Raw genomic sequence first — 23,286 nt, forward strand, 5'->3', positions numbered from 1 at the left:
CCGGCTGGCCAAATGGAACTTGCCAGCAGAGAAGCCGGCAGCCCTTTCGAGCTGATGCCGAGAGCGACACCCCCAAAAAACTGCTCCCAGCCGAGCTCAGCGGCCAAGAATATGCATTTTTTGTTAAATTGTTCCTTAAGGTGCTGATATCTCTGGCCTGCAAGCGGGTTGTGAGGTAGTGGCTCTGTTGTGGTATCATGCAGAGCCGTAACAGTTGGTAACTTTCCTAGCAGCTTTTTCTCAGTTTTGCCCTGCCCGTCCCCAAGGAGTTCCCATGGCAAGCAGTCCTGATCGTATTGTGATGATTGGTGTCGCCGGAGATTCTGGCTGTGGCAAATCCACGTTTTTACGTCGGCTGGGGGATCTGTTTGGCCGGGATCTGATCACCACCATTTGTCTGGACGACTATCACTCCTTGGATCGCTACCAGCGCAAAGAGAAGGGCATCACGGCACTGGATCCCCGCGCCAACAACTTCGACCTGATGTACGAGCAGGCCAAGGCGCTCAAGAATGGCCAAAGCGTGATGAAGCCGATTTACAACCACGAGACCGGCCTCATCGACCCGCCGGAGCGGGTGGATCCCAACCGCATCATCGTCCTGGAAGGGCTGCATCCCATGTACGACGAGCGGGTGCGCGAGCTGCTGGACTTCAAGGTGTACTTGGATTTGGCGCCGGAGATCAAGATTGCCTGGAAGGTGAAGCGGGACATGGCCGAGCGGGGCCACACTTACGAAGATGTGTTGCGCTCGATCGAGGCTCGCCGTCCCGATTTTGAGGCTTATGTCGATGTGCAGAAGCAGTATGCCGATGCCGTCATCGAGGTTCTGCCCACCCAGTTGCTGCCAGAGCTGGATCCGGAGCACAAGGTGTTGCGGGTACGGCTGATTCAGCGGGAAGGGGTCAAGTACTTCAACCCTGTTTACCTCTTCGATGAAGGCTCCACCATCGATTGGATCCCTTGCGGCAAAAAGCTGACCTGTTCCTATCCTGGGATCCGCCTCCACTACGGCCCTTCCACCTACTTCGATCACCCGGTTTCGATTTTGGAGATCGACGGCACCTTTGAAAAACTGGAGGAAGTCGTCTACATCGAGAACCACTTGAGCAACCTGTCCACCCGCTACTACGGCGAGCTGACGGAACTGTTGCGCAAGCACCCAGAATATCCGGGATCCCGCAATGGCTCTGGCCTGATTCAGGTTATCGTGGGCCTAAAGCTGCGCGCCCTTTACGAGCAAATCCAGGCCGAAGCCAAAGAGTTGGCGGTGGCTTCATAACCTTTGCCCGCCCAAGCGGCTCAGGAGGGATTGCCGGTAGGGTGTTGCTGCAGGTAGGCTGACCCGGTGGGAGTCAGCGTCAAGGTTTGGGTCTATGCAGGGATTCCAGTTGGAGATCTTTCCAGAGGGATCCGTCCTCATTCAGCGGGCCATCGAGGTTTGGCAAAGCCGGGCAGCGGCTGCCATCCGGGAGCGGGGACGTTTTACCGTGGTCCTGGCGGGGGGAAGCACCCCCAAGCAGTTGTATGCTGCTCTCGCCCAAACCCAAGGGATCCCTTGGCAACAAACCTGGCTGTTCTGGGGAGATGAGCGCTACGTCCCCCCGGAGCATCCCGAGAGCAACTACCGCATGGTGCAAGAAACCCTGCTGAAGTGGATCGGGATCCCGGCCGATCAGGTGTTTCCCATGCCCACCCAAGTGGGGGATCCGCTTCGCGATGCTGCCGACTATGAGGCGACCCTGCGGCGGCTTTTCGGCGCGGAGTGCCCTTCTCTCGACCTGATCTGGCTGGGGGTAGGGGAGGACGGCCACACAGCCTCTTTATTTCCCGACACCGCCGCCCTGCAGGTGCAACACCGCTGGGTAACAGTGGGGCAGAAAGGGCCGGAGCCGCGTCTAACCTTGACCTACCCTGTCCTCAATCGGGCAGCCCAGGTGGTGTTCTTGGTAACCGGAGCGAACAAAGCTGCCATTGTGAAAGAGGCGCTGACCACCGAGGCCCACCTACCCTGCCAGCGCGTCAACCCCAACGGACGGCTGCTCTGGTTGCTGGATGCGGCGGCGGCAGCTCAACTGCCCCTCCCAGCCGTCGCGCTGCTCAGGTGACGTACCCCCGCCCTCATGCTGACGCATAGAGGGCAAGCTGCTCGTTTCAACAGGGAGCGATTGTGGGAACCCCACCGCGTCCAGATTCCGGCAACGCCGTTTTGTGCAACCACCTCGGTTCCAGCACAGAAACTCCCGGCCCTTGCTGCCGCGGCCGTCCTGCCGACAGAGGGCGGGTTGGCTAAACGCGATTAAGCCACTCCTCAAGCGCTTCCCTCACCCCCAGCCCCTCACCCCCGGCCCCTCTCCCTCTGGGAGAGGGGAGTTGAAAACCGGCGGGGCAGGGATCCCTCAGGGGGTGCCGGGCAAATTCTTCAGTACTGGGATGACCAGCTCTTGGACGGGCAGGGCCACAGGCTGAGCGGAGTCGCTGCTCAGAGAACTGGATGGCACCGCAGGGGAAGAGCTTGGGAGCTCGCCAATGGGCCGCAGTTGCCAGCGGATGATCTGATCGCCGCGGTAAAAAGTAACCAGCAACTGATCCCCCTGCGACTGGATTTGCCAAGTGCCATCGCCGCTATTGACCGAAATATGGCCGCCGGAAAACGGTGCATCCAAAACCGGCCCCGATTGGGTCCAGATACGTCCTCCACCCGTTTCCAAGACCAATTGCACCGTTGCCCCCTGCCCCTGGCCACTCAAAATTTGGCCGGTTCCGCTCCAAACCCGGGTTTCTGTCTGGGCCACAGCGGGCTGCCCAAGCTGCAAAACCACGAGCAACAGCCCTGCCCAGCTCCGGTGGCTTCGCCGTCCCCCTCTCCCATCAGAGAGGAAGAAAGAAGAGCGAGAGAAAAAAGCCATTGCACCCACGTTGATACCACACGTCGCGATAAGTCTAAAACAGACAAAAAATGAAGCAGTCCTTTACACAGTCTTTTTCGCAGTCTGCCGGCAGCACTCAGGATCCCTCCTTTGGCTCTGAGCTGAGCCTGCTGCCAGCATCCTCTCTCGGCTTGATCCCAATCTAGCAACCCCCATCCCCCCAGACAGGATGTAACCTGAGGCTCTGGCTGCGGGGATCCCCAGCAACTGTTTCGCCAATGCGCAGAGGTGGGTCTGCAGGTATTTTCTAGGCGATCCTTCCCACTATTTATTACTACTGAAGCTTGAGAGACTATTTGAGAGCAAGGAAACGCTCCAGAGCTGCCACCATCGCCGGTGGCCAACGGCGGACAGATCTCACCCATTCCAGGTCGGCGTAGCGGGGATCCAGCCCTTGCACGGCTACCCAGTGACTTTCGGCTTCTCCCTGGCGACCCTGCACCCAGAGAATGGCACTGAGAGCGGCCCGCATATCTGGAAACCTCGGGTACTTGCGCACCAAAGCCCGCATCAAGCGCAGCGCAGCCTCTGTTTCGCCCATCTGGTAGAGGCTGAGGGCATAGTTGGCCTGGGCAAAAGCGTAATCGGGAGCCAGCTCCGTGGCGCGGCGGTAGTCGGCCAAAGCCTGCTGCCAGTTGCCCAGCCCCGCTTCAGCATTGCCGCGGTTGTTGTAGGCCGCCGCATCGTTGGGATCCAACTGCAACACCCGTTCGTAATCCGCAATCGCCTCCTGCCACCGCCCCAATCCCTCCAAAGCAGCCCCTCGATTCAGATAGGGATCCGGCGCCTCAGGAGCCAAACGAATGGCCTCAGCGTAGTCCTCCAGAGCTGCCTGGAATTGGTGCTGGCCAACACGAGCATTGCCCCGATTGCTCCACAAGGCCGGATTGTGCGGCTGGATCTGCAACAGTTGAGTCCACAAGGCTTCCGCCTGGGCAAGATCCCCCCGCCCGGTAGCAGCAAAAGCCTCCTCAAACAGCCGATCGATCTCGGGATCTATCTTGGCGTTTGCCGCCGTAACTGGGGGCCAGATAGGGATCCCTAGCCAAAGCAGCAACCCCAGCAAGAGGGCAGAGAGTAGGTTGGGTACAGGAACGAACTTCATGGCTTCAACAGTTCCCTTGGGTGGGGGTCCCAAGCCGTCACCGCAAGGGGTCTGACATCAACGCGCCCTGGAGGACTCGAACCCCCGACATCCGGTTTTGGAGACCGACGTTCTACCAACTGAACTAAGGACGCATTGGCAGGGACACACCCGCTTACTCAGTGTAGCAGGTACGACCCAAACCTCAGAGGGGCTGTTCCCGATTATCCATATTCTCTGTCTTGGCCTTGATGCGAGTGGCTTTGCCCACCCGATCCCGCAAGTAGAACAGCTTGGCCCGGCGCACTTTACCCCGCCGCAGCACCTGGATCGACTCAATGCGCGGGGAATGAATGAGAAAAACTCGCTCCACGCCGATCCCCTGGAAAACCTTGCGTACCGTAATGGTGCGGTTGATGCCGGAGTGGCGCATGGCAATGACCGTGCCCTCAAAAGCCTGCACCCGCTCCTTGCCCCCCTCTTGAATGCGAACTCCCACCCGTACCTGATCGCCAACCCGGATCTCAGGCAGATCCCTTTTCAGGTGCGCCGCCTCGATGGAGCGGATGATCTCTTCAGCGTTGATGCGAACGTTCATGGCCTTCCCGCGCTACCGGCAGTTAACTATGGTAGCAATCGTTCCTGTTTTCTGTACAGAGCTGGCCGAGGGATGCGGGAAACCGTGTTTACGCCCCCCGCCTTTTTCCAATAGTCTAGACAAAGACAAAGCTTTTTTAAGAATGGGAGATTTTCTGTGATCCTGCACACGGACAAGACTGAGACGGGATCCCTGTCTTCTCCCAAGCCTGTAGATCAGCCCCTGCCACAGAGCAGCCGCAAGCGATTTCCCTTTGGCTGGATGCTTTTGGGCCTGCTGTTGGCTGGCTTAGGGGGCAGCGGTCTCCTGATCCAGCGTCAGCTTCAGCAGCAGCGGGCAGAACGGCTGGAACGATTAACGGTACCGGTTCAGGTGGTGGATCTCACCCAACGTCTGCGGGTAAGCGGCCAGGTGCAGCCGATCCGACAGGTGAATGTTAGCCCCCGCGAGTCGGGTCGCCTGGCAGAACTGTTGGTGGATCAGGGGGATGAAGTGGTGGCAGGGCAGTTGTTGGCCCGGATGGACTACGGGGATCTGGCCAGCGGCATTCGGCAAGCGCAGGCCCGCATCCAAGAGCTGCAAGCCCGTCTAGCGGAGCAACAGGCCGGCGAGCGCCCCCCAGTGATCGCGGCGGCCCAGGCTAGGGTGGATGCAGCCCGGTCGCAGGTGGGTCTGGCCCAAAAAGAGCTGGAGCGCATTCAGGCCCTGGCACAGGCGGGGGTAGTAGCCCGCAGCGAGCTGGATCAACGTCTGGCCCGCCTGGAACAGGCGCAGGCGGATTTGCGGGCGGCCCAGCAGGAGCTGCAGCGATTGCAACTGGGGAGCCGCCCGGAAACCCTGCAGCAAATTCAAGCTCAGATTGCTCAGGCGCAAGCCGAGCTGGCCCAACGGCAATCCCGGCTGGCCGAGGCCGAAGTCCGTGCCCCCTTTTCCGGTGTGGTGGTGCAGCGCTTTGCCGAAGTGGGATCCTTTGTAGCCCCGACAACCGCCGCTTCCGATGCCACTGCCGCTTCTTCCAGCTCGATTTTGGCGCTGGCCCAGGGAATTGAGGTGCGAGCAGAAGTGCCGGAAGCCCAAATTGCCCAAGTGCGGCTGGGCCAGCCAGTGGAGATCCGGTCTCTGGCCTATCCCGACCGCGTGGTACAGGGTCGGGTGAAGCGAATTGCCCCCGCTACGGTGGTGGTGCGGGAGGTAACGGCCTTTCGGGTCTTCGTCGAGCCGGAGCCCGGAGCCGACTTTTTGCGCACCGGCATGAATGTTTCGGTGGATTTCATCGGGGATCCCCAGCCGCAGGCTTTGACGGTGCCCTCGGTGGCCATCCTGCGCGAGGAAGGCCAGGAAGGCGTGATCCTACTGGATCCGCGAACCCGGCGACCTGTCTATCGCCGCGTGGAAACGGGCATCACCCAGGGTGGCGTTACCCAGATCCGCTCCGGTCTGCAGGCAGGGGATCGAGTCTTTACGGCCCTGCCGCCAGGAGTGAGCATAGGAACCCTGATCAAGGAAGTGGAGCAACAGCCATGAGCCTGGCAACTGCGGCCAAAATGGCCTGGCAAATGGTGCGACGGCATCGCTTGCGCACCGGGCTGAGCATGCTGGGGATCCTCATCGGCAACGCCGCCGTGGTGGCCATTGCCGGGTTTGGCCATGCTGCCCAGGAGCTGGCAGTGGATCAGTTTCGCTCTTTGGGCACCAATTTGCTCATTGTCTTTTCTTCCAGCTTGGGCCTGGCGGATGCGAGCAACACCCGCCCCATTACCCTCGAAGATCTGCGGGCGATTGTTGCGGAAGTGCCTGCCGTATCGGCAGCCGTCCCCAGCCTTGGAACCAACGTGCGGGCCGTGCGGGGCGGGGTGGATCGCCGCTATGAAGCCACCGGCACCTGGCCGGAGTATTTGTCGGTGCTCAATTTGGAGATCGAGCAGGGCCGCTTCCTCTTGCCGGCGGATATCGAGGAACAGCGACCGGTGGTGGTGCTGGGGAGCGAGGCCGCTGGCCAGTTGTTCGGCCTGGATCCTGCTGCTGCCATCGGGGAGACCGTCCTGTTGAACAACTTGCCCTTCGAGGTCATCGGCACCTTGCGCTCCAAGCCGACGGTGTTTGGCAACAGCGATGCCGGGCTGTTTTTGCCGGTGGATGTGGTGGCCAACCGCTTTGTCGGGCGGCGATCCCCTTATGGCCTGGAGCTGACAGCCATTTTTGTCTCCGCCCGCTCCGAAGCCGATCTGCCGGCTGCCGAGTTCCAGATCCGCAACCTGCTGCGGCAGCGGCACCAACTGGTGGGAGAAGACGACTTCATCATCCGCAACCAGAAGGTGCTCCTGGATGGCTCGGCCAGGATTTTGACGTTGCTGCGGGTGCTGCTGACGGGTACGGCGGCTCTCTCCCTGCTGGTGGGCGGGGTGGGGATCATGAATGTGATGCTGATCTCGGTGGCAGAACGCACCCCGGAGATCGGGCTGCGCAAGGCGATCGGAGCCGATAGCCGGCAGATCTTACAACAGTTTGCCGCCGAGGCGATCTTCATTGCCGTGACCGGGGGGGTGCTCGGGATCCTCTTCAGCAGCGGGGTTTTGGTGATTGTGCAGGTATTCACCCCCTTGGCCACCCGGATCGATCTGGTGGCGGTGGCGGTTTCCTTCACGCTTTCGACGGGGATTGGGCTGGTCTTCGGCATTTTCCCGGCCCGCAAAGCGGCGCAACTGGATCCCATCGAGGCCCTACGGGCTTAGAGCTCGTAGCCAAACAGACGGGGATCCGCCGGCTGTAAGTCCAGATCCGCCAGGCCGTATTCGGCCCAACGGCGATCCACTAGGCGGGCCACTTGCGGATCCGGGGCAAGGGGAGCCCGCCAGGGAGCATCGGTTTCCGGGGGGATCTTGGTGGTGGCATCGATCCCCATCTTGCCCCCCAGACCCCGTTTTTCGGTGGCAAAGTCCAGGGCGTCGAAGGGATTGTCCGGCAAAATAAACACATCCCGCTGCGGGTCTACTCGGGAACACAGGCACCAGAGCACCTGCCGTGGATCCCGCACGTTGATATCTTTATCCACCACAATAACGAACTTGGTGTAGCTGAACTGGGGCAGGGCGCTCCAAAAAGCCAAGGCCGCCCGCCGCGCTTGGCCGGGATAGGCTTTGTCGATGGACAAGATGGCCGCCTTGTAGCCCAGGGCCTCCATGGGCAAAAAGAAATCCACGATCTCCGGCACCTGCTGCCTGAGGATGGGGGTATAGATGCGGTTGAGGGCCAGCGCCATCAGGTCGTTTTCTTTGGGGGGCTTGCCGCTGAAGGTGGTGAGGTAGAGGGGATCGCGGCGGTGGCTGAGGCAGTGGAAGCGGATGAGAGGAGCCTGCTCGTTGCGGGGGCCGTAGTAGCCGATGTGATCCCCGGCGGGGCCGTCGGGGGCCACCTCCCCAGGGGTGATGGTGCCCTCCAAGACGATCTCGGCCTGGGCCGGCACCTCCAGATCCACCGTCTTACAGCGGGCCAGGTGTAACCCTTCGCCGCTGTAGAGGCCGGCAAACAGCCACTCCGAGAGATCCACCGGCAGGGGCGTGGCCGCTGCCAGGATCACGGCGGGATCCACCCCGATGGCCACTGCCACTTCCAACTTCCGCCCCAGGGCCGCCGCCTTGCGCAGATGCCGGGTGGCCCCCCGCACCGACAGCCATTGCACCGTCATGGTGTTGCGGCTTTGCAGTTGCAGGCGGTACACCCCCACATTGGGGATCCCATTTTCCGGGTCTTTGGTAACCATCAGGCCCAACGTCAGCACCCGCCCGGCATCGCCGGGATAGACCCGCAGCAGGGGCAATTGGGTGAGATCCACCTCCTCTCCCCGCAGCACCACCTGCTGACAGGGGGGGAGCAGATCCCGGCTGGGCCTAGCCTTGAAGACGCTGAACAGCGCCTGCCCCAGCTCCACCGCCTGGGCAAAACTTTTTGGCGGGCGCGGCTGGTAGAGCAAGGCCAATTTTTTCCCCAGCTCCTCCAGCTCCCGCGGCTCCTCCATCCCCAAGGCCCAGCAGATGCGCTCCAGCGTGCCCAAAACGTTGATCAGCAGCGGCATCGCGGATCCCTTCACCCGTTCAAACAGCAGCGCCGGCCCCCCACAAGCCAAAAGGCGATCGGCGATCTCGGCAATTTCTAAGTCGGGATCCACTTCGGCTGAAACGCGGCGAAGCTGGCCACGGGACTCCAGCAGGGCAACGAAACGGCGCAGATCTCTGGGCATGAAGGGAGTACTCGCAGGGTGAGGGTCTCGCTAACTTAACTTATTTGATTTATTTGTCGCGGCTGAGGGCTAGGCCGCTCATGAAAGGCTTTTGCAGGGCAATAAACACCACCAGCGGCGGAATGCTGGCGATGATCGCCCCCAGCATCATGGGGCCATAGGAGGCGGAGCTATCCAAGTTCAGCAAGGATTGCAGCCCCACCTGCACCACCTGCCGCTCCCGGCCTTGCACGATCAAGCGGGGCCACAGGTACATATTCCAAGCGTAGACGAAGTGAATCACCGCCTGCGCCCCGATGGCATTCCAGCTCAGGGGGATCAGCACTTGGGTGAGAAACTGCAAGGGGTTTGCCCCGTCCAGTTGGGCCGCCTCCGCCAACTCGCGGGGGATGTTGGAAAAATGCTGGCGAAACAAAAACGTGGCCGTGGCGCTGGCCAAAAAGGGCACGATCAAGGCGTAGTAGGTGGATCCCCAGCCCAAGTTGGTGACCAGCCGCAGCAGGGCGATGATCAAGATTTCTGTGGGCATCATCAAGGTCATGAGCACAAAGCCAAAGGCCAGCCCCTTGCCCGGAAAGCGAAAGTAGACAAAGGCCAGCCCCGCCAGCAGGGACAAAACCGTCTTGCCCACCGTGATGGCCGTCGCCACGATGGCGCTGTTGACCATGTAGTGGCCCAAGTGGCGCGCCACCATCACCTGCTGCCAGTTGAAGGCCAACGAAGAGCCAAAGGTCAATTGGTAGCGGAACACCTCGGCGTTGTTTTGGGTGCTCACGATCAGGGCATACAACACCGGAAACCCCAACGCCAAACAGGCCAGCACCAGGCCCAAATGCACGTACCAACGCTCCGGGATCCAGCGCCCCCAGGGCAGGGGAGAGGGCTTCTGGGATAAGGGTATGGGCTGGGCTAAGGGCGATTGCGGATCCTGCAACAGTTGAGCCATGGCACCTCCAAACGGCGAACACCGACGAGCAGACGGGCTTTGGGGTTTCTCTTCTGCTGGTTCTGTTGTGAGGATAATCCGCCAGAGTTAAGGGCAACCTAAGGAAGGCAGGTCTGGCTCCATTTTCGGGTGCTTTTACCGGCAAGAGGAAACGGGTAGAGTAGAACAGCAGTGTCTGGATAACTAAGGAGAGGATCCCATGACCCGAGGCTTTGGTCCCTTCGGCAAAATTCAGGAAGCCCTCAAGAAGGCCCAAGAGGTGCGGGATGGCGCTCAAAGGCTGCAAAAAGAGCTGGAAGAGATGGAGATCGTCGGCGAAGCCGGCAATGGGCTGGTGAAAGTGACGGTGAACGGCAACCAAGAACCCCTCAAGGTGTCTTTGGATCCCGAGGTTCTCAAAGAATCCGCGGATGTGGTAGAGGACTTGCTCTTGACGGCGATGGTGAACGCCTACACCCAGTCTGCCGAGACGATGCGCAAACGCATGGAGGAGCTGACCGGAAACATCAATCTGCCGGGGCTGGGGTTGGGCTGAGCCGCTCTTTTCTATGTACACTCGCCCTTTGGCTCGCCTGATCGAGGAGCTGCAGCGGTTGCCCGGCATTGGCTCCAAAACGGCTCAGCGCCTGGCCCTGCATCTGATCAACCGGCCTGCCGGCGAGATCGAGGCCCTGGCCCAGGCCCTGTTGGAGGCCAAGCAAACCGTCAAGCATTGCTCCATCTGCTTCAACTGGTCGGCGGAAGATCCCTGTGAGATCTGCCGTTCGCCGCAGCGAGACCGCTCGCTGTGGTGCGTGGTGGCCGATGTCAAGGATCTCATCGCCATGGAACGCACCCGCGAGTTCAAGGGGCTTTACCACGTTTTGGGGGGCCTGATCTCCCCCATGAACGGGATCGGGGCGGATCAACTGCACATCCGCGAGCTGGTGGCCCGGGTGGCGCAGGAAAAGCCGCAGGAGCTGATCTTCGCCATCAGCCCCAGCGTGGAGGGAGAGGTGACCATGCATGTGGTCAAGGATTACCTGAAGCCGATTGCCCCCACCTTGCGCATGACCCGCCTGGCCTTCGGCCTACCCATGGGATCCGAGCTGGAGTATGCCGACGAGGTCACCCTGGCCCGTGCCCTAGAAGCCCGGCAGGAATTGTAAACCGCGCCACCAGGGGTTGAGAAAACAACCTAAGCAGTGGAGCCAGCAAAACGGCAGTCGGGTTCAGAAGTTGTCATTGGTTGTCATTCCACCCCAACTCTCGGGCGCCCGGCCTGTCAGCAGCCGGCTGAGTCTTGGCGGCCCTGAGGGATGGGGGATCCCTTTTGCGCCCAGCCCAGATCCGATAGGCTGGATTCACCTTCGTGGTACTGGGCGATGGCTTGGCAAACTCCAACACTGCTGCTGGTGGACGGGCACTCTCTGGCCTACCGCTCCTTCTACGCCTTTGCTTACAGCCGTGAGGGGGGGTTGCGCACTTCCACCGGGATCCCCACCAGCGTCAGCTTTGGCTTTTTGAGATCGCTGCTGGACGTCCTAGAGAAATACCCGCCCACCCACGTAGCCGTTGCCTTCGATACCCGGCAGCCCACTTTTCGCCACGAGGCCGACGAAACCTACAAATCAGGCCGACCGGAAACCCCGCCGGAGTTTATCGAAGACGTGGAGAACCTCAAGCAGGTGTTGACGGCGCTGCGCATCCCCATTTTGGTGGTGCCTGGCTTTGAGGCCGATGACATTTTGGGTACCCTCAGCAGGATGGCCCCCCCAGATTACCGGGTGCAGATTTTAAGCGGGGATCAAGATCTGTTTCAGTTGATCGACGCCGATGGGAGAGTCCGGGTTTTGCACCTCAACAGCAAAGATCGCATCAGCGAATTCGGCCCCGAACAGGTTAAAGAAAAATTGGGCATTTGGCCTTGGCAAGTGGTGGACTACAAGGCCCTCTGCGGCGACACTTCCGATAACATTCCCGGAGTCAAAGGGATCGGACCTAAGCGAGCGGCGGAGCTGTTGGAACGCTACGGCAGTTTGGAGGAGATTTTTAATCACCTTGATGAGATCAAAGGAAAAGTTCAACAATACCTCAAAGAAGGGATCCCGGCAGCCCGACACTCACAATTTATGGCCCGGATCAACTGCGCTGTCCCCCTCTCCCCCGACTGGGAAAGCATGAAATTAACCGGGTTTAACCAAGAAGAACTGCTGCCGCTGCTGGAAAGATTGGAGTTTCACAGTCTCATCGCCCAAGTACGCAATATTCAAGCCATTTTGGGCGGGATCCCAGCCACCGCCGATTCCCCAGATGCTCAAGAGAAGGACGAAGCCCTTTGGTTTGATTTTGCCCTGGATCCCGCCCCTTCTCTGCCGACAGTGCGCATCGTCGATACGCCGGAGCAATTGGAGCGTTTGCGACAAGACCTGCTGGCCTGTCCAGGGATCATAGCTTGGGACACCGAAACCACTAGTTTGGAGCCCCGAGATGCCCAATTGGTGGGGATCGGCTGTTGTTGGTCAGAGCAGGACATTGCCTACCTGCCCATCGGCCACCGCCAGGGAGCCAACCTGGATTGGGAGCTGGTGAAACGAAACCTGCAGCCCCTTTGGGAAGATCCCAACCGACCCAAAAGCCTACAAAACTGCAAGTATGACCTGAGCATTTTCCGCGCCCACGGCATCCACCTGCAAGGGATCCAATTTGATCCCATGTTGGCCAGCTATGTCTTGGATCCAGAAGCCGGCCACAACTTGGCCGATTTGGCAGCCACCCACTTGAATTTGCCGACCACCAGCTACGAAAAGTTGCTGGGCAAAGCACAATCCATCGCCGATATTCCAATTCCTCAAGTTGCAGAATACTGCGGAACCGATGCCTACTGCGCCTATCGCTTGGTGCCCATCCTCACCGAAAAACTCCAACAGACCGATCCGCGCCTGTGGGATCTTTTCATTCAGGTGGAGCTGCCCTTGGCCCAAGTTTTGGAAGAAATGGAGTGGGTCGGCATTCGCATTGATACCGAATTTTTGAGGCAATTCTCCCAAGAGCTGGAACAAGAATTGCAAAGTTTGGAACAACAAGCCTATGCCCAAGCCGGCGAGACCTTCAACCTCAATTCTCCCAAACAACTGGGATCCCTGCTCTTTGAGAAGCTAAAACTGGATATTCGCAAAACCCGCAAAACGGCCACCGGATATTCCACCGACGCCTCTGTTTTAGAAAAGCTAGAGGGGGATCATCCCCTCATCGAGACTATTCTGCGCTACCGCACTTTGGCCAAGCTGAAATCGACCTATGTGGATGCTCTGCCTGCCCTGGTGAGAAGCGACACCGGCAGAGTCCACACCGACTTCAACCAAACCGTCACCGCCACCGGCAGGCTCAGCTCCTCAAACCCCAACCTACAGAATATCCCCATTCGCACCGAGTTCAGCCGCCGCATTCGCCAGGCTTTTATTCCCCAAGAGGGGTGGCTATTGGCCTCGGCTGACTACTCCCAAATTGAGCTGCGCATTTTGGCTCACCTCAGCCAGGAGCCCACGTTGGTGGAGGGCTTTCGCTCAGGAGAAGATGTGCATACTCTTACAGCTCGTTTGCTCTTTGAAAAACAAGACATCACCAGCGAAGAACGCCGCCTAGCCAAGACGATCAACTATGGGGTGATCTACGGCATGGGAGCGCAGCGCTTTGCCCGCACCGCGGGGGTTTCTTTATCCGAGGCCAAGCAATTTTTGCAGCGATTTAACGAGCGCTACGCCGGCATTTTCGCCTATTTGCGCTCCACCGAAGCCTTTGTGGAAGAACACGGCTACGTAGAAACGATCTTGGGCCGCCGTCGCTATTTCCCCAACCTGTCCCGCCTGACAGGCCATCGCAAACTGGCCGAGTTGCGGGCGGCTGTAAATGCCCCCATCCAGGGATCCGCCTCAGACATCATCAAAGTGGCGATGGTACGCCTGCAGCAAAAGCTGCAGAACTTTCGCTCCCGCTTGCTCCTGCAAGTCCATGACGAGCTGGTGTTTGAGGTGGATCCCTCGGAATGGCAGGCCCTACAACCCCTGATCCAAACAGAAATGGAAGGAGCGGTGCCCCTTTCCATACCCCTGGTGGTGGATATCCAAATCGGCCACAACTGGAAGGAAGCCAACTAGACCGTGGGACAGACCAGGGATCCCAGCCCTGTGGAAATGTTAAACTTTGTAAAAGTGTTTGTTGTTTTCCTATGGCCGTCGAGATTTACACCTGGCGTTTTTGTCCTTTCTGCATCCGGGCCAAGCAACTGCTGGAGCGCAAAGGCGTGCAATACATCGAATACGCGATTGATGGAGACGAGGTGGCGCGGGCGGAAATGGCCAAGCGGGCCAATGGTCGCCGTTCGGTGCCGCAAATTTTCATCAACAACCAGCACATTGGCGGCTGCGACGATCTTTACGCGCTCGAGGCCCGCGGTCAGTTGGATCCGCTCCTGCAACAGGCCAGCTAAGCCTCACCGTCTGGGGGTCACTCTGCCGCTTGTTTAAGCTGAGCGCGGGCCTGCTTCAACATGGCAATTAGGGTGTGATGGGCGTCCTCGGAGTCCCGCAGGGGGTGGTCGAAGCCAATCCGCAGCGTTTGTGCCCTCCCATCCACCTGCACCTGCAAGTCCATCCCTTCTGGATCGATGGCCTGCATACGGGCTTGGGTGACGCCTTCCAGGCGGCCAAAGACCCTGGCGTAGAGCGCCACTGCATCGGCGTGATCTTCGTTCATATGCTTGCAGATGCGCTCGCTGACTTCTGGGGTGAGGGGATCGGCCATGGCAGTCGTTTTTTGCTCTTAGCTCTCAGTTTAGAGTAAATTACCCGGCGCACCTAAGATAAGCAGAAAATCAGGGATCCAGCAGCTCAGGCTCGTCCTTGGGCTTGCAGCTCCAACAACTCGTCTGCCATCTCCAAAAAAGCCTCCCGATCCAGGTAAGAGACATCTCCCACCCATTCCCCCAGCTTGACCACGTAGACCTCGCTCAAGGTGGGGCGGCGCTGCAAATCCCGCGAGTAGGCTTTCACCAACGCCAGCACCGATTGCTTTTTAACAATTCGCCGGTAGCGGGGATCGTCCTTGGCGCGGACACGATAGACGACTCCGGTCTCATCGCCGATCTCCATCTCAAACTGGCGCTCTCGCACCTCTTCGATATAGAGCTCACCCTCTTCGTCCAGCTTTTCCCGTTCTTCCACCACCACCTCGAAGCGGCGGGTGCGCAACACCTGCCCAAAAAACAATCCCCCATAGGGAATCTCGCGAAAGGCTATCTGGCGCCGGGAGATGGTGTACAGGGGCCCCCACAGGAAGGGATAGAGCAACGCGAGAAACCCGGCCAAAAAGGAGAGCGCCCCCAGAAAGGATCCCTCGCCAAAGGCACGAGAAAGCACCAGCAGCGCCACACCCACCAGGATGGCCGTGATGATGCGGCCCGTGCTCTTGAGGGCATCGCTCCAGTAAGCTGCATACTGAAGGCGTGTGGGCACCACCGGAATCACCAATTCGCATTCTTCTGGGGTGAGCTCCAACAACATGCTCAGGGATCCTCACAATGCCACAATCTGTCTGCTGGGGGCCAGACCCTATCTTAGAATGAGGCAGAGGCGCTTCGCTGCCAGTCCTTGCTCGCTTTCTATCTCCATGCCGACAGGATCCCACTTCTCCCCGACCGGCCAGACCCTCAGACAGCAAGTGGCCCAGTTGGACGAGGGATCCCGTCGAGACAAGGCCTGGTTGGGGGATGCCGTGTTAGGCTTGTTTGCCCGGCAGTGGCTGCTGGGCCCACCTCAGGACTGGCAGGTGCCTTCCCCTCCCCGTTGTGATTTGAATCGGGCAGAACTGTTCACCTGGCTGACCTCCAATCAATTTTTGTCGGCCCTCAGGGATCCCACACAGGTGGAGGCAGAAATCGGCCTGCTTTACGAAAAAGAAGGTCTACAAGCGGCCTTTGCCTACATCCAGGAGCACCTGCTGCCTCTGTTTGTGAGGCAGGTCAACAACCGCGCCAAAGCCCTGCGTAGCAAACGCCGCTAGCCGGTTTCTATAGTCATTTCGAATCAAATAGCAATGAAACGGCTCGCTACGTCGTTATGGCTACGCAGCGCTCTAACTCCCCTCTCCCTCAGGGAGAGGGGTCGGGGGTGAGGGCTCTCCCTGAGGGAGAGGGGCCGGGGGTGGTCGCGCTAGCGGCGCGGAGCGCTTGGGCGGGCCGGCGGCAAAGTGTCTTGATCTAACGACTATAAATGGCCGTTGAAATCTACAGTTGCTCTGGACGTAGTGATTTCAACTCAGGCTGGGGTCCCGGGGGAAGAAGGCGGATCCACCCAACGGCCATCGGCTTTGATCAGATCGATCAGCGCTTGGACGCCCTCGGATTCCGGCACCTTTTTCACTTCTTCTTTGCCGCGGTAGAGGGAGATCACCCCTGGCGTCTTACCCACATAGCCGTAATCGGCGTCGGCCATTTCTCCTGGCCCATTGACGATGCAGCCCATGACGGCAATGTCGAGGCCCACCAGGTGCTGAGTTGCGGCGCGCACCTTCTGCAGCACTTCCTCCAAGTTGAAGAGGGTACGGCCACAGGAAGGACAGGCCACATATTCCACCATGGTCTTGCGCAGGTTGAGGGCCTGCAAGATGCCGTAGGCCACCGGGATCTCCTTTTCCGGCGCTTCCGTGAGAGACACCCGAATGGTGTCGCCGATCCCTTCGGCCAGCAGCGTCCCGATCCCGACGGCCGACTTGATGCGGCCATATTCTCCATCGCCGGCCTCGGTTACGCCCAAGTGAAAGGGATAATTCAGGCCCAAGGCATCGAAGCGGCGGGCCGCCAGCCGGTAGGCCGCCAACATCACCTGAGGACGGGAAGCCTTGAAGGAGAGAACCACATTGTGGAAATCCTGCTCGGCGCAAATTTGGGCAAATTCCAGGGCCGACTCCACCATGCCCTCAGGCGTATCCCCGTAGGTGAAGAGCATCCGCTCTGCCAGGGATCCGTGGTTGACCCCAATGCGCAGGGCTTTGTTCTGGGCTTTGAGGGTCTGGACAAGGGGGGTGAAGGTTTCCCGGATTTTGTTGCGGATGGCCTCAAATTCCGCTTGGGTATATTCGGTACGACCGGGCTGGGGTTTTTCAAAGACAAACAACCCTGGGTTAATGCGTACCTTATCCACGTATTGGGCCACTTCCAGGGCGATCTTGATGCCGTTGTGGTGCACATCGGCCACCAGGGGCACCGGCCTGTAGGTTTGGATCAGCTTGTCCCGAATCGCCTCCATCGCCTTGGCGTGGGCCATGCTGGGAACGGTGACGCGCACAATTTCCGAGCCCGCCTCGTGCAGACGACGGATGGCCGCCACCGCCGCCTCGATGTCGAGGGTGTCTTCGTTAATCATCGACTGCACCACCACCGGGTGCTGGCTGCCGATCAACACGTCGGCTACGGCCACGGTGCGGGTGGGGCGACGAGGATAGACCGGTTCTGGGTAGGGCTGCTGAGGGGGGGCGCTGGGCCGATCTAGGGTTTGCATCATAGCTTGGTTAAGCTGAGAGGGCTACTCTAGCTTGATTGTAGGCTGAAATGCCGGCAAGACCGGGAGCTCAGGGTAGGTACTGAGGGGCTCACCCTCCGGCAGCCGGGCGCGATCCCCGCCTCCTGATTAACTCAGGATGGGACACTTATCGAGAAAATGAGCAGAGCCTTAGACGGCCACAGGGGGCAGAGACTGGTCAATCACTCGAATCCTCTAGCAGCGGATAGCTCAGCAGGGCAGCAACTTCAACTGTCTGCTTCCGTGGGGTGGTCGGTGAAGGGGCGGCTGCGAATAAAGTCTTTGGGCGTCACGTTTTCCACAAACTTGCGAAAGGCTTCCCGCTCCGCTTCGTCGGCATCCTGGTTCATCGGGATCGAGGCTTCCGCGATCACCTCTTCCACCGTCCAGATGGGAACGTGGGCTCGCAGGGCAAGGGCAATGGCATCGCTGGGGCGGCAGTCGATCTCTTGCTTTTTATCGCCGCAGAAGGTGACGAGCACCGCGTAGAAGGTGTTGTCCAGCAGGGCGTGAATGATAACTCGCTCCAGCCGGATCCCCCACGTCTTCCAGGAGTTGAGGATTAGATCATGGGTCATGGGGCGCAGTGGCTTTTGGTCGTCCAGCGCCTGCAAAATGGCATTGGCCTCTGCTTTCCCCACCCAAATGGGCAGGGCACGCCGCTCACTGCTATCGCGCAGGATGACGATGGGGTTCTGGTTAACGGCATCGACCGCGATCCCAGCCACATGCATCTCGATCATGAGCAACTGCCTCCAGCCGGTGATCTTGATCGTATCTACGGGTGCCAAAGTTTGGCAACACACCATGAGCTCAGTCGGTGATCTGGCGGAAGTGGTCTTGATCGGGGGCACCAGCGAGAGCCGCAGCTTGGCCAAGGCCCTCAGCCGCCAGGGGATCCCTTGGATAGCCAGCGTCACCAGCGAGGGCGGCAGAAGCCTGTATCGGGATCTGCCCGGCCAGGTGGTGGTGACGCGATTTTCGCTGCCCTCTTTGGAACAGTTCCTGCAGGAGCGCCAGATCCGCGTGGTAGTGGATGCCTCCCATCCCTTTGCCCAGGAGATCTCACAATTGGCTATGCAGGTGTCGGCCCAACTGGGGATCCCCTACCTGCGCTACGAGCGCCCCCCGGTGGCGTTGGATCCCTGGGTGCAGGTGGTGCCGGACTGGCAGGGGGTGCTCACCGAGGCCGTGCTGGCGGGGCGGCGGCTGCTCTTGACGGTGGGGGTGAAGGCGTTGCCCTTGTTTGTACCCTGGCAGGATCGCTGCCAGTTGTACGCGCGGGTACTGCCGCAGTCGGTTCCCCAAGCGGTGCAAGCCGGGATCCCTGCTGAGCGGGTGATTGGGATGCGCCTGCCCCTCAGCTTTGAGCAGGAGCTGCGGCTTTGGCAGAGGCTAGATCTTCAGGGAGTCATCAGCAAGGACTCGGGAGAAGCGGGTGGGCTGGTCGTTAAACAGGCCGTGGCCAAAACCCTGGGGATCCCGCTGTGGGTAGTCCGACGACCACTCTTGAGCTACCCCTGGTGTAGTCAGGATTTGGCCGAGGTGGTGCGGGAGTGCCAACGTCGGCTGGGGCAGATTTAGAACCGCTCCTCTGCAGCCAGGTCAGGCTCGCGATCTTGACGGGATCCCAGCAACTCGAGACGATCTACAGCGATGACAGGCCGCTGGCGCTCCTCACCCGTGGATTTGTCTTTCCAGCGATCGAACTTGAGGCTGCCCGTTACCCCGATGAGGCTGCCCTTGCGCACGTATTCTCCGGCCACCTCAGCCGTGCGCCCCCACAGCTCCAAGTTGAACCAATCGGGCTTGTCTTCGCCTTTGCGGAAGCGGTTGACCGCCAAGCTAAAGGTACACACCACCTTGCCCGACTCGAAGTAGCGCACCTCCGGATCCATGCCGGCTCGCCCCACCAAGGTCACCAAGTTCAGGCTCATGGGTTTTCTCCAGATCGTTTACGGCCCCTAGGCTTTTGTTGTAGCGCTTGCAAGCGATCCCTGTCATCTTCGCGGCGACGGCCTCGGCTGATCGCGTCAGCGGGCCGTAGGCCTTGCGGATCGAGGCTCGGGGAGAGTCTTTAGAATATCTCCCGATTGTCCTGCGGGGATCCCGGTTGCTCAGACAGAAAAATCTCTGCTCTCATGGATTGAGTGGTTGCAGGGGGGCGCTGATCGTGTTGCAAAGATTTACAATGTCAGAAGCCCCAGAGCACCTGCCGGCCCAGACCCCTGATCCCTGGAGATAGATTTTCACCGGCCAGCAGGGAGGGTTGACTACCGCAAGAGGACGCATTCAGCACCATTTCCCATGGAATTCATCTACGCATACGCCTGGTTGATCCCCGTTTATCCGTTGGTGGCGGCTTTTTTACTCGGCTTGGGCATTTTGGTGTTCAATGCCTGGACAAGATCCAACCGCTCTCTGGCCGCCTTCTTGAGCGTGTTCGCGACGGGAACGGCGATGGTTCACGCCTTTGCCCTTTTGGTCAGCCAAGTGCAGGGCCATGAGACCGTTCTCAAAACCATCACCTGGGCTCAGGCGGGATCTTTCTTGGTGGACATGGGGTTTGTGGTGGATCACCTGAGTGCCATGATGCTGGTGGTGGTAACCACGGTGGCCTTTCTGGTGCAGATCTACTCCGATGGCTACATGGCCCACGACCCCGGCTATGTGCGTTTCTACGCCTACCTGAGCCTGTTCACCTCCTCGATGCTGGGCCTGGTGGTCAGCCCCAACCTGGTGCAGATCTACATCTTCTGGGAGCTGGTGGGGATGTGCTCCTACCTGCTGATCGGCTTTTGGTACGAGCGGCAGGCGGCGGCGGAAGCAGCCCAGAAGGCGTTTGTGGTCAACCGTGTGGGGGACTTTGGCCTGTTGCTGGGCATTTTGGGCTTCTACTGGATTTCCGGCACTTTTGGGTTTGAGGAACTGGCCCGCAATGTGGAGCAGATGGTGGCCAACGGCGCGGTGAGCAGCAGCTTGGTTGCCCTGTTTGCGGTGTTGGTGTTCTTGGGGCCAGTGGCCAAGTCGGCCCAGTTCCCGCTGCACGTGTGGCTGCCGGATGCCATGGAAGGTCCCACGCCCATTTCCGCCCTCATCCACGCGGCCACGATGGTGGCTGCCGGGGTCTTCCTGTTGGCGCGTATGTTCCCGCTGCTGGAAGGGATCCCAGCAGTCATGGATCTCATCGCCTGGACAGGGGCAGGTACGGCTTTTTTGGGGGCCAGCATCGCCATCACCCAAAACGACATCAAAAAGGGCTTGGCCTACTCCACCATCTCCCAACTGGGCTATATGGTCATGGCCATGGGGTGCGGTGCCTATGGGGCCGGCCTGTTTCACCTGACAACCCATGCTTACTTTAAGGCGCTGCTCTTTTTGGGATCCGGCTCGGTCATCCATGGCATGGAAGCCGTGGTTGGCCATGACCCCGCCTTAGCTCAGGATATGCGCCTGATGGGAGGGCTGCGCAAATACATGCCGGTTACGGCCATTACTTTTTTGATTGGCACGCTGGCCATCTGTGGGATCCCGCCCTTTGCCGGCTTCTGGTCCAAGGACGAGATCTTGGCCGCGGTGTTTGAACACAACCCAGCTCTCTGGGGTGTGGGCTTCCTCACCGCGGGGATCACCGCCTTCTACATGTTCCGCATCTACTTTCTTACTTTTGAAGGGGAGTTTCGCGGCACCAACCTGAAGCTGCGGCAGGAGGTGGCCGTCAGCCAGGGCCGACCGGTGCCGGCTTTTGCCTATGCGTTTGCCGGGAAAGAGGCGGCCTACGGCCCCGGAGCCATGAACCTTTACGAAAGGCCCCAGCCCAGCAGCCATCCCGAAGCTGTGGAAGACGGGCACGATGGGCATGGCCACGCCGCCGAGCCGCATGAGTCTCCCCTGTCGATGACGATGCCGTTGGTGGCGCTGGCGGTTCCTTCGGTGCTGATCGGCTTGGTGGGCACTCCCTTTGCCAACTTCTTCGAGGCGTTCATCCATGCGCCTGGCGAATCGGCTACAGAGGCCGTTTCCCTCTGGGCCCAGGTGGCAGCCGAGTGGCAAGGGGTGCTGGCGGGTCACTTTGACTGGCGGGAGTTTCTGATCATGGCGGGCAGCTCGGTGGGCATTGGGCTGATCGGCATCACCTTGGCCGGCTTGATCTACTGGCAGAAGCGCATCGATCCCGGCACCTTCCCCCAAAGCCTGCAACCCCTGTACTACTTCTCCCTCAACAAGTGGTACATTGATGACCTCTACGAGCGGGTCTTTGTGCGGGGCACCCGCTTTGTGGCGCGGGAGGCGCTGGAGGTGGACAGCCGCATTGTGGATGGGGTGGTCAACTTGACGGGCCTGGTGGCAATGGTCGGCGGCGAAGTGATGAAATACCTGGAGAACGGCAAGGCGCAGTTTTATGCTTTGATCATCTTTGCAGCGGTGGTGGTGATGGTGGTGCTTTCCGGCGTGGGGGTTTAGCGAAAGCTGACACGAAGCAAGGAGAAATCATCTTCAAAATCTGTTTGCCCCTGGAAAGATTGGGCGTGCTGGATCACCTGATCCAGGCTGCCGTCGGCGCTCTTGCTCAGCAGAGCCATCAGATTGTCTAGCCCCCAGATTTCTCTCTGCGGGTTCATGACTTCGTAAACTCCGTCGCTGAACAGGTAGAGGTGGCTGTTCTCAGGGATCTGCACTTGATCCCTTTGAAAATTCTGGTCGGGCAAAACCCCGATGGGCACGTTGGCGGTCTTCAGCAGGCGCAACTCCTGAGCCTGGATGAGCAGAGCAGGCGGATGGCCAGCACTGGCAAAAGAGAGCAGACGGGATCGCGGCTGATAGACCCCATACCAAAGGGTGAAGTACATGTCGTGGTGGGATCCCATCTGGAAAGAGTGGTTGAGGGCGCGCAAGACCGCATCCGGCTGTCGCGGGTCGGTGTCGGGTAAGCCCTGAGAGCGCAACTGGTTCATCACCGATACCGACAGTAGAGCGGATCCCACCCCATGCCCCGACACATCTAGCAGGTAGATGGCCAGATGATCCTCGTCTAGCCAGTGGTAGTTAAATGAATCCCCCCCCAACTCCTGCGAAGGCAAAAAGCACCACTCGATGGCTATTCGGTGATCGGGGAAAGAGGCCGGCTTGGGCAAAAGAGAACGCACATAGCTGGCCGCCTCGGCCAGTTCTGCCCGCAACCTGGCGGTTTGCTGTTGCAAGTCGTAGCTGAGCTGATGCAAGCGCAGCCCAGCCCGCACGCGCGCCCGCAGCTCGTTGGGGTCGATGGGCTTGCTGAGGAACTCGTCTGCCCCGGCATCCAGGCCCTGAATACGGTCTTCGACTTCTGTGCGCGCAGTGAGCAAAATAAAAAACGTCGTGGAAAACTTGGGATCCGCCTTGATGCGCCGGCAGACTTCCAGCCCATCCATATCCGGCATCATCCAGTCACAGATAATCAGCCCCGGGGTTAGGAGATGAGCTTTCTCCAGCCCTTCCAAGCCACCGCTGGCCATCTCGACGGTGTAGCCCTGCCGCTCCAGGGATCGCTTCAACACCAGCCGAATTGTGGGATCGTCGTCCACAATCAAAATGGCTGTCATGACCACTGCACCTCAATCCCGAATCAACCCGAATCAAAATGCAACTCTAGCCCGTACTGGTAGGCAGACCCTTTATCCTAGCCCAGGGGTTGCGGCAGAAAAGCCGGTTTGGAGGGCAGTTAGGGGAAAAGCCTCAGCAACCTCATCCACCAGAGCTAAAGTTGCGTATCCCTTAGTGGATCCCTAAAACCGTGGTTGCACGCTACCCAAAAGCTGACCGTTTCAAGATACTGGTGGGAATAGATAACAGCGGGGGGGTTTTTGGGCAGATTTTGCTTTAGAGACTTCCATTGGACACAGAGATACGGATCACATCTTATCCATCCTTTGCCGGTCTAGAGTGAACTTTGAGG

22 protein-coding genes and 1 tRNA gene are annotated in these 23,286 nt (G+C 59.6%); 11 read left to right on the forward strand and 12 right to left on the reverse strand.

All coding sequences use genetic code 11. The features are described 5' to 3' along the window. The first annotated feature begins 274 nt into the window (after window positions 1-274). Window positions 275-1,282, forward strand: a complete 1,008-nt coding sequence (locus NW851_RS00220) for a phosphoribulokinase (RefSeq protein WP_414332839.1) — start codon at window positions 275-277, stop codon at window positions 1,280-1,282. A gap of 94 nt (window positions 1,283-1,376) precedes the next feature. After that, window positions 1,377-2,108 carry a 6-phosphogluconolactonase gene (gene pgl / locus NW851_RS00225; protein ID WP_414336475.1) on the forward strand — a complete coding sequence of 244 codons (732 nt, stop codon included), beginning with the start codon at window positions 1,377-1,379 and terminating at the stop codon, window positions 2,106-2,108. 291 nt (window positions 2,109-2,399) lie between these two features. Here pgl and NW851_RS00230 read toward each other — a convergent pair whose 3' ends face one another. From NW851_RS00230 to rplS, 4 genes are all read right to left on the reverse strand, one after another. Further along, window positions 2,400-2,822 (reverse strand): hypothetical protein, encoded by a 423-nt coding sequence (locus tag NW851_RS00230; RefSeq protein ID WP_414336477.1) that lies wholly within the window; start codon window positions 2,820-2,822, stop codon window positions 2,400-2,402. Between the two features lie 400 nt (window positions 2,823-3,222). Continuing rightward, a complete protein-coding gene (locus NW851_RS00235; protein ID WP_414332834.1) occupies window positions 3,223-4,035 on the reverse strand; it encodes a tetratricopeptide repeat protein in 813 nt (270 codons plus the stop codon). Window positions 4,036-4,096: 61 nt separating this feature from the next. Next, window positions 4,097-4,169: transfer RNA gene (locus tag NW851_RS00240), tRNA-Trp, on the reverse strand. Between the two features lie 50 nt (window positions 4,170-4,219). After that, the gene (gene rplS, locus NW851_RS00245; protein WP_414332833.1) at window positions 4,220-4,612 is read right to left on the reverse strand and encodes a 50S ribosomal protein L19; all 393 of its coding nucleotides are present in this window, start codon (window positions 4,610-4,612) and stop codon (window positions 4,220-4,222) included. Between the two features lie 156 nt (window positions 4,613-4,768). On the opposite strand from rplS, the gene NW851_RS00250 reads away from it, so the two are divergent. Both NW851_RS00250 and NW851_RS00255 read left to right on the forward strand, forming a co-directional pair. After that, window positions 4,769-6,136 (forward strand): efflux RND transporter periplasmic adaptor subunit, encoded by a 1,368-nt coding sequence (locus NW851_RS00250; protein WP_414336480.1) that lies wholly within the window; start codon window positions 4,769-4,771, stop codon window positions 6,134-6,136. Then, window positions 6,133-7,344: an ABC transporter permease gene (locus tag NW851_RS00255; protein ID WP_414332830.1), complete on the forward strand. Its 1,212-nt coding sequence runs from the start codon at window positions 6,133-6,135 to the stop codon at window positions 7,342-7,344. Before NW851_RS00250 ends, NW851_RS00255 begins: the two co-directional genes overlap by 4 nt. On the opposite strand, the gene NW851_RS00260 is transcribed toward NW851_RS00255, so the two are convergent. Both NW851_RS00260 and NW851_RS00265 read right to left on the reverse strand, forming a co-directional pair. Further along, window positions 7,341-8,849, reverse strand: a complete 1,509-nt coding sequence (locus NW851_RS00260) for a UbiD family decarboxylase (RefSeq protein WP_414332828.1) — start codon at window positions 8,847-8,849, stop codon at window positions 7,341-7,343. The genes NW851_RS00255 and NW851_RS00260 overlap by 4 nt on opposite strands. Window positions 8,850-8,898: 49 nt before the next feature. Continuing rightward, window positions 8,899-9,795 (reverse strand): carbohydrate ABC transporter permease, encoded by an 897-nt coding sequence (locus tag NW851_RS00265; protein WP_414336483.1) that lies wholly within the window; start codon window positions 9,793-9,795, stop codon window positions 8,899-8,901. Between the two features lie 199 nt (window positions 9,796-9,994). Between NW851_RS00265 and NW851_RS00270 the strand changes: the two genes are divergently transcribed. The 4 genes from NW851_RS00270 (at window position 9,995) to grxC (ending at window position 14,263) form a co-directional block, all read left to right on the forward strand. Next, complete coding sequence (locus NW851_RS00270) at window positions 9,995-10,330, forward strand: YbaB/EbfC family nucleoid-associated protein (RefSeq protein ID WP_414332825.1); 336 nt, start codon at window positions 9,995-9,997, stop codon at window positions 10,328-10,330. Window positions 10,331-10,343: 13 nt separating this feature from the next. Further along, entirely contained in the window at window positions 10,344-10,943 is a 600-nt protein-coding gene (gene recR, locus NW851_RS00275) for a recombination mediator RecR (RefSeq protein WP_414332824.1), read from the forward strand. A 216-nt stretch (window positions 10,944-11,159) separates the two neighbouring features. Next, a complete protein-coding gene (polA, locus tag NW851_RS00280; protein WP_414336486.1) occupies window positions 11,160-13,931 on the forward strand; it encodes a DNA polymerase I in 2,772 nt (923 codons plus the stop codon). 71 nt (window positions 13,932-14,002) lie between these two features. Next, window positions 14,003-14,263 carry a glutaredoxin 3 gene (gene grxC, locus NW851_RS00285; RefSeq protein ID WP_414332820.1) on the forward strand — a complete coding sequence of 87 codons (261 nt, stop codon included), beginning with the start codon at window positions 14,003-14,005 and terminating at the stop codon, window positions 14,261-14,263. Between the two features lie 17 nt (window positions 14,264-14,280). Here grxC and NW851_RS00290 read toward each other — a convergent pair whose 3' ends face one another. Then, entirely contained in the window at window positions 14,281-14,577 is a 297-nt protein-coding gene (locus NW851_RS00290) for a DUF2470 domain-containing protein (protein ID WP_414336488.1), read from the reverse strand. Window positions 14,578-14,663: 86 nt separating this feature from the next. Then, a complete protein-coding gene (locus tag NW851_RS00295) occupies window positions 14,664-15,335 on the reverse strand; it encodes a hypothetical protein (protein ID WP_414332817.1) in 672 nt (223 codons plus the stop codon). 106 nt (window positions 15,336-15,441) lie between these two features. Here NW851_RS00295 and NW851_RS00300 point away from each other — a divergent pair, with 106 nt between their 5' ends. Further along, window positions 15,442-15,834, forward strand: coding sequence for a hypothetical protein (locus tag NW851_RS00300; protein WP_414336490.1), 393 nt, complete (start codon window positions 15,442-15,444; stop codon window positions 15,832-15,834). Window positions 15,835-16,088: 254 nt separating this feature from the next. Here NW851_RS00300 and ispG read toward each other — a convergent pair whose 3' ends face one another. Beyond that, a complete protein-coding gene (gene ispG, locus NW851_RS00305) occupies window positions 16,089-17,330 on the reverse strand; it encodes a (E)-4-hydroxy-3-methylbut-2-enyl-diphosphate synthase (RefSeq protein WP_414332881.1) in 1,242 nt (413 codons plus the stop codon). A 248-nt stretch (window positions 17,331-17,578) separates the two neighbouring features. After that, the gene (locus tag NW851_RS00310) at window positions 17,579-18,094 is read right to left on the reverse strand and encodes a bifunctional nuclease family protein (protein WP_414332815.1); all 516 of its coding nucleotides are present in this window, start codon (window positions 18,092-18,094) and stop codon (window positions 17,579-17,581) included. A 64-nt stretch (window positions 18,095-18,158) separates the two neighbouring features. On the opposite strand from NW851_RS00310, the gene NW851_RS00315 reads away from it, so the two are divergent. Then, window positions 18,159-18,935, forward strand: coding sequence for a cobalt-precorrin-6A reductase (locus NW851_RS00315; protein WP_414336491.1), 777 nt, complete (start codon window positions 18,159-18,161; stop codon window positions 18,933-18,935). Here NW851_RS00315 and NW851_RS00320 read toward each other — a convergent pair. Next, window positions 18,932-19,288 (reverse strand): single-stranded DNA-binding protein, encoded by a 357-nt coding sequence (locus tag NW851_RS00320; protein WP_414332812.1) that lies wholly within the window; start codon window positions 19,286-19,288, stop codon window positions 18,932-18,934. The two genes, NW851_RS00315 and NW851_RS00320, sit on opposite strands and share 4 nt — an antisense overlap. 370 nt (window positions 19,289-19,658) lie before the next feature. On the opposite strand from NW851_RS00320, the gene NW851_RS00325 reads away from it, so the two are divergent. Then, complete coding sequence (locus tag NW851_RS00325) at window positions 19,659-21,815, forward strand: NAD(P)H-quinone oxidoreductase subunit 5 (RefSeq protein WP_414332811.1); 2,157 nt, start codon at window positions 19,659-19,661, stop codon at window positions 21,813-21,815. Here NW851_RS00325 and NW851_RS00330 read toward each other — a convergent pair. Further along, on the reverse strand, window positions 21,812-22,933 hold the full coding sequence (locus NW851_RS00330) for a PP2C family protein-serine/threonine phosphatase (RefSeq protein WP_414336493.1): 1,122 nt from the start codon (window positions 22,931-22,933) through the stop codon (window positions 21,812-21,814). The two genes, NW851_RS00325 and NW851_RS00330, sit on opposite strands and share 4 nt — an antisense overlap. Window positions 22,934-23,286: the final 353 nt, after the last annotated feature.

It is taken from the genome of Synechococcus sp. H55.7, from assembly GCF_047462395.1.
GTDB lineage: Bacteria > Cyanobacteriota > Cyanobacteriia > Thermostichales > Thermostichaceae > Thermostichus.

What these genes read in the sequence shown, in the direction of transcription:
- ispG (WP_414332881.1), bottom strand. Translation starts at nt 17,330, where the DNA reads ATGCAAACCCTAGATCGGCCCAGCGCCCCCCCTCAGCAGCCCTACCCA.
- polA (WP_414336486.1), top strand. Translation starts at nt 11,160, where the DNA reads ATGGCTTGGCAAACTCCAACACTGCTGCTGGTGGACGGGCACTCTCTG.
- NW851_RS00295 (WP_414332817.1), bottom strand. Translation starts at nt 15,335, where the DNA reads ATGTTGTTGGAGCTCACCCCAGAAGAATGCGAATTGGTGATTCCGGTG.
- NW851_RS00320 (WP_414332812.1), bottom strand. Translation starts at nt 19,288, where the DNA reads ATGAGCCTGAACTTGGTGACCTTGGTGGGGCGAGCCGGCATGGATCCG.
- NW851_RS00235 (WP_414332834.1), bottom strand. Translation starts at nt 4,035, where the DNA reads ATGAAGTTCGTTCCTGTACCCAACCTACTCTCTGCCCTCTTGCTGGGG.
- grxC (WP_414332820.1), top strand. Translation starts at nt 14,003, where the DNA reads ATGGCCGTCGAGATTTACACCTGGCGTTTTTGTCCTTTCTGCATCCGG.
- NW851_RS00255 (WP_414332830.1), top strand. Translation starts at nt 6,133, where the DNA reads ATGAGCCTGGCAACTGCGGCCAAAATGGCCTGGCAAATGGTGCGACGG.
- recR (WP_414332824.1), top strand. Translation starts at nt 10,344, where the DNA reads ATGTACACTCGCCCTTTGGCTCGCCTGATCGAGGAGCTGCAGCGGTTG.
- rplS (WP_414332833.1), bottom strand. Translation starts at nt 4,612, where the DNA reads ATGAACGTTCGCATCAACGCTGAAGAGATCATCCGCTCCATCGAGGCG.
- NW851_RS00310 (WP_414332815.1), bottom strand. Translation starts at nt 18,094, where the DNA reads ATGATCGAGATGCATGTGGCTGGGATCGCGGTCGATGCCGTTAACCAG.
- NW851_RS00270 (WP_414332825.1), top strand. Translation starts at nt 9,995, where the DNA reads ATGACCCGAGGCTTTGGTCCCTTCGGCAAAATTCAGGAAGCCCTCAAG.
- NW851_RS00290 (WP_414336488.1), bottom strand. Translation starts at nt 14,577, where the DNA reads ATGGCCGATCCCCTCACCCCAGAAGTCAGCGAGCGCATCTGCAAGCAT.
- NW851_RS00300 (WP_414336490.1), top strand. Translation starts at nt 15,442, where the DNA reads ATGCCGACAGGATCCCACTTCTCCCCGACCGGCCAGACCCTCAGACAG.
- NW851_RS00315 (WP_414336491.1), top strand. Translation starts at nt 18,159, where the DNA reads ATGAGCTCAGTCGGTGATCTGGCGGAAGTGGTCTTGATCGGGGGCACC.
- NW851_RS00330 (WP_414336493.1), bottom strand. Translation starts at nt 22,933, where the DNA reads ATGACAGCCATTTTGATTGTGGACGACGATCCCACAATTCGGCTGGTG.
- NW851_RS00265 (WP_414336483.1), bottom strand. Translation starts at nt 9,795, where the DNA reads ATGGCTCAACTGTTGCAGGATCCGCAATCGCCCTTAGCCCAGCCCATA.
- NW851_RS00325 (WP_414332811.1), top strand. Translation starts at nt 19,659, where the DNA reads ATGGAATTCATCTACGCATACGCCTGGTTGATCCCCGTTTATCCGTTG.
- pgl (WP_414336475.1), top strand. Translation starts at nt 1,377, where the DNA reads ATGCAGGGATTCCAGTTGGAGATCTTTCCAGAGGGATCCGTCCTCATT.
- NW851_RS00220 (WP_414332839.1), top strand. Translation starts at nt 275, where the DNA reads ATGGCAAGCAGTCCTGATCGTATTGTGATGATTGGTGTCGCCGGAGAT.
- NW851_RS00260 (WP_414332828.1), bottom strand. Translation starts at nt 8,849, where the DNA reads ATGCCCAGAGATCTGCGCCGTTTCGTTGCCCTGCTGGAGTCCCGTGGC.